Origin of the sequence: Endozoicomonas sp. YOMI1 (assembly GCF_024606345.1) — a bacterium.
Classification (GTDB): domain Bacteria; phylum Pseudomonadota; class Gammaproteobacteria; order Pseudomonadales; family Endozoicomonadaceae; genus Endozoicomonas.
The window spans coordinates 1-3,267 of the sequence record NZ_JAHHPM010000569.1; the positions used below are offsets into that span (position 1 = coordinate 1).

General features: G+C 45.1%; 5 protein-coding genes. All 5 read right to left on the bottom strand.

Annotated features, from left to right (window positions below):
• Nucleotides 1-103: 103 nt before the first annotated feature.
• On the bottom strand, nt 104-667 hold the full coding sequence (locus KDK15_RS20000; protein WP_257297161.1) for a hypothetical protein: 564 nt from the start codon (nt 665-667) through the stop codon (nt 104-106).
• Nucleotides 660-1,196 (bottom strand): hypothetical protein, encoded by a 537-nt coding sequence (locus KDK15_RS20005; protein ID WP_257297162.1) that lies wholly within the window; start codon nt 1,194-1,196, stop codon nt 660-662. Before KDK15_RS20005 ends, KDK15_RS20000 begins: the two co-directional genes overlap by 8 nt.
• A 144-nt stretch (nt 1,197-1,340) precedes the next feature.
• Nucleotides 1,341-2,135, bottom strand: a complete 795-nt coding sequence (locus tag KDK15_RS20010) for a polysaccharide biosynthesis C-terminal domain-containing protein (protein ID WP_257297163.1) — start codon at nt 2,133-2,135, stop codon at nt 1,341-1,343.
• Between the two features lie 3 nt (nt 2,136-2,138).
• Entirely contained in the window at nt 2,139-2,591 is a 453-nt protein-coding gene (locus KDK15_RS20015) for an oligosaccharide flippase family protein (protein ID WP_257297164.1), read from the bottom strand.
• A 323-nt stretch (nt 2,592-2,914) separates the two neighbouring features.
• A partial coding sequence (locus KDK15_RS20020) for a transposase (protein ID WP_257297165.1) occupies nt 2,915-3,267 on the bottom strand: 353 nt, incomplete at its 5' end.

The window sequence follows — 3,267 nt, forward strand, 5'->3', positions numbered from 1 at the left end:
AATCGCCATTTTGCGCCTTATTTCAACGATTATCTAAGTCGGTTCACTCTAAACTAGAGCTGTAAGTAAAAAGCTTTAACTTACAGCTCTTAACTTTACAACTTCAGGCTTCCATCAAAATAATGTTTGTCAAAATATCATCGGTTAGAAGATAAATGGTAAGGTAGTCTGCACCATTTATATGAGGTGTACGCTTTGGCAACCAATATCGACCGTGGGCAAGCCAATTCCGATAATCGATAGCTTTCTGGAAATTATCTAAACGGGTCTTATGCTCCGGGAATAATGATCTCCACGCCGTCAAAATATCATCTGTTAAAGAGGCCCTGTTGGCTTTCTGCTGATGAATTTTTCGAAATTTTTGGGAAAGCAAGTCCTTATGCTTGTTCTGGCAACGAATCAGATAATCGATTCTGAACCGGGCTTCCAAAGCTGCCAATAACTCAAGGGAGCAAGTACGATCAAGGATGGCTTTTTTTTCTTTTAGTTCTTTCTCCAGTTCGCTTTTTGAGTAACCAATAAAACGATCTTCCGGGCATAACTTCAGGTAAAATGCTTCAAGCCCTGATTCACAATCTTCATAATACTTACCGATCTCATCAATGGTGGAATGAGAAAAAGAGAAAGACACCTTACCTTTAGCCTTGTTATAACGAGACTCAGGCATTTACTACTTCCATCAAGGCATCAAAAAAATTGTCTTCATTAAATTCAGCAAACGAAATTCTATTTGAAACCTTGAGTACAATCTTCCAGCCCCATTCTTTTTCGGTTTTTTTGGTCTCCTCACTTGATGGACCAGAGTATGAAGCCATAAGACCAGGGCCATGGCTGTTTTTATCGGCGAGGATAAACTGTATACGCCCACGGCCACCTTCCATATCAATACGTCCTTTAGTGCCGATGAGTAGAGTGCCAACGGGTGTTATCTTAAGGTTCTGCTGAGCAAACTGAACCAGCATTTGTTTGGTCTGATAGGAACCGATATTGTCTTCGGTCAGTTCAAGCTCTTTATATTGATAATCAAGAGAGTGGTCATCTTTGTAGGGTTTGAACCACTGCTCAAGGGTTTCATAAAACTGAGCAATAAAGCCTAACCACTCATCACGTTGCTTACCCCAGTCTATACACTCGTGACCCTGATCATCTGGACCATTATGACTCTTCAATAGCTCTTCAAACGCTTTCCTGCTCATCTCTTACTCCCTCATTCATAACAATTTACAGACGATTATAGCTGTGGAAGAGCTGAAAGTTGTAAGTTTTAAGCGGTAAGTTTTAAGCTGTAAGCCCTAAGTTAAACGTTCTTTACTTACAGCTTACAGCTAATAACTTACAGCTCATCCCGTTCGTCGCCAAACCGCAAGCGTATTAAACCCAAGCCGCCGCTTAACCATTCCAACCGCTAAAAGATTCTGGCTGGCCAACGAAATCGCCGTTGCCACCGCCGCACCGGTCACGCCATATAGAGGCGTTAACACCAGTGCAAGAATGATGGCCATCGGTCCGCTGACAAAGACTACATTACGCAGTGCTCTTTCATGGCCGCTCATGGAGAGCAGGTAGCCTACGGAGCCGGTCATCACATTGACAAACTGGCCAAGGGCAAGAATGCGCAGTAGGTTGGCACCGCTTTTATATTGCTCGCCAAACAGCCACATCAGCCTTTCGGGGAAGATCTTTATAAAGCCCACAATGGGCAGGGCGAAGAATACCATCAGTTTGGTGGCTTTGAGGGCGATGTTTTCCAGTTGTTCGTTTTTGCCTTGTTTATAGAGGGCTGCGAATTTTGGGGCGACTACCAGGTTGACCGCCATCAGCACAAAACTTGTGAGCATGGCGGTTCGTTGGGCTACGGCAAGGATGGCCAGATCTTCTGGTGGGACATAGGCTGCGGGAACCAGTTGGCCTGCCCATTGTACGCCCAAGCCCATCACTGCTACCCACCAGAGGGGGAGGCAACTTTGCCAGAGGGTGGCTGATGGGAATTGCTCAACACCGCCCCAGTGGATTCCTGGTTTGCGCAGCCACCAGGTCAGGGAGATGAGCATGGTGATCAGGCAGGCCAGGGAGTAAAAGGCGGCTGTTGTCTGGGCTGTGGTGGTCAAGCCTAAAAGCAGGGCTGTAGCCAGCAACAGTTACACCAGAATATTATGGGTGCTTACTGATTTTATGACAGCGCCTATGGCTTGTAGGGCATGTGCATTCAGGGTTAGCAGGGCGAAAAACACTACTGACGGTGCCATGGCTTGTAGGGCTGTGGTTGCACCCGGTTTCTCCAGGATATGTTCTGCCAACCAGGGGCTGGCCAAATAGAGTAATACTCCCAGGCTGGTGGCAAAGAGGAATGCCCAGAGGGTGCCAGTTTTATGAGCGGCGCTGGCCTCGTTCCAGTTTTTTTCAGCTTTGCTACTGCCGATGAAGCGGAGCAGGCTGTTTGGCAAACCGAGTTGACCGGTGGCTGCTAAAACCTGTATCACGGTAAATGCCAGGAAGTAGTAGCCTGCCTGTTGTGGCGGCAGAGTTCTGGCGATGATCAGGTTTAGTAAGAAGCCGCTTGCGGCACCGAAGGCTCTTATAGTGAAGGCCAAGGCTGTTTGGAATAAAAGGCCTTTGCGTTTGTTGGCTATTAGTTTAGTTTGAATGTTTGTTAACACGGTTAATATGAAAATTCTGAGGACTTATGGACTTTATGCACAATGGAATACCTGACTCGATTTTTTTGACCCCGATTTTGACCCTGATTTTAATGGGATATAAGATAACAAACTCAGTTGTTAATTTTTCCGATAACGTTATCTAACGCGATGCCTGCGTTAGATGTGTCGTGTTCTTTTTTAGTTGAATGATGGTAAGTCCAATAAAAATTAGCAACTAAAAGACATTTACTCACTCTGTATTATTTTTTGGCCGTTTACTCAGTTGGAATCAGGTTTTTAAACTGAATTACTGGTCGGCCAGCTTCTATGTTTAAGAAAGAGCCAACATTGTGTGCCAATAGCTTTCGGGTGATTCTAGAAGTCATATGCCACATATCCCTACACCGGCATTTTTCAATGTCAAATCGTTCGGCCAGCTGCCCAATAACTGTTTCGATTCGTCGTCTAATCCGCATGATTAGTCTAACAAACAATTTAGGTCGTTTATCTTTCATATTCTTTCTTAAAGGTGTTTGCAGGTCTACTCCGAGAGCCTGACAGTCCTCTTTAAATTGTGGTCGTATATAACCTTTATCGCCCAGCAGTAGGCCTTCAATACTTTCTATCA

Coding starts and splice junctions, on each gene's coding strand:
- KDK15_RS20005 (WP_257297162.1), bottom strand. CDS start 1,196: ATGAGCAGGAAAGCGTTTGAAGAGCTATTGAAGAGTCATAATGGTCCA.
- KDK15_RS20000 (WP_257297161.1), bottom strand. CDS start 667: ATGCCTGAGTCTCGTTATAACAAGGCTAAAGGTAAGGTGTCTTTCTCT.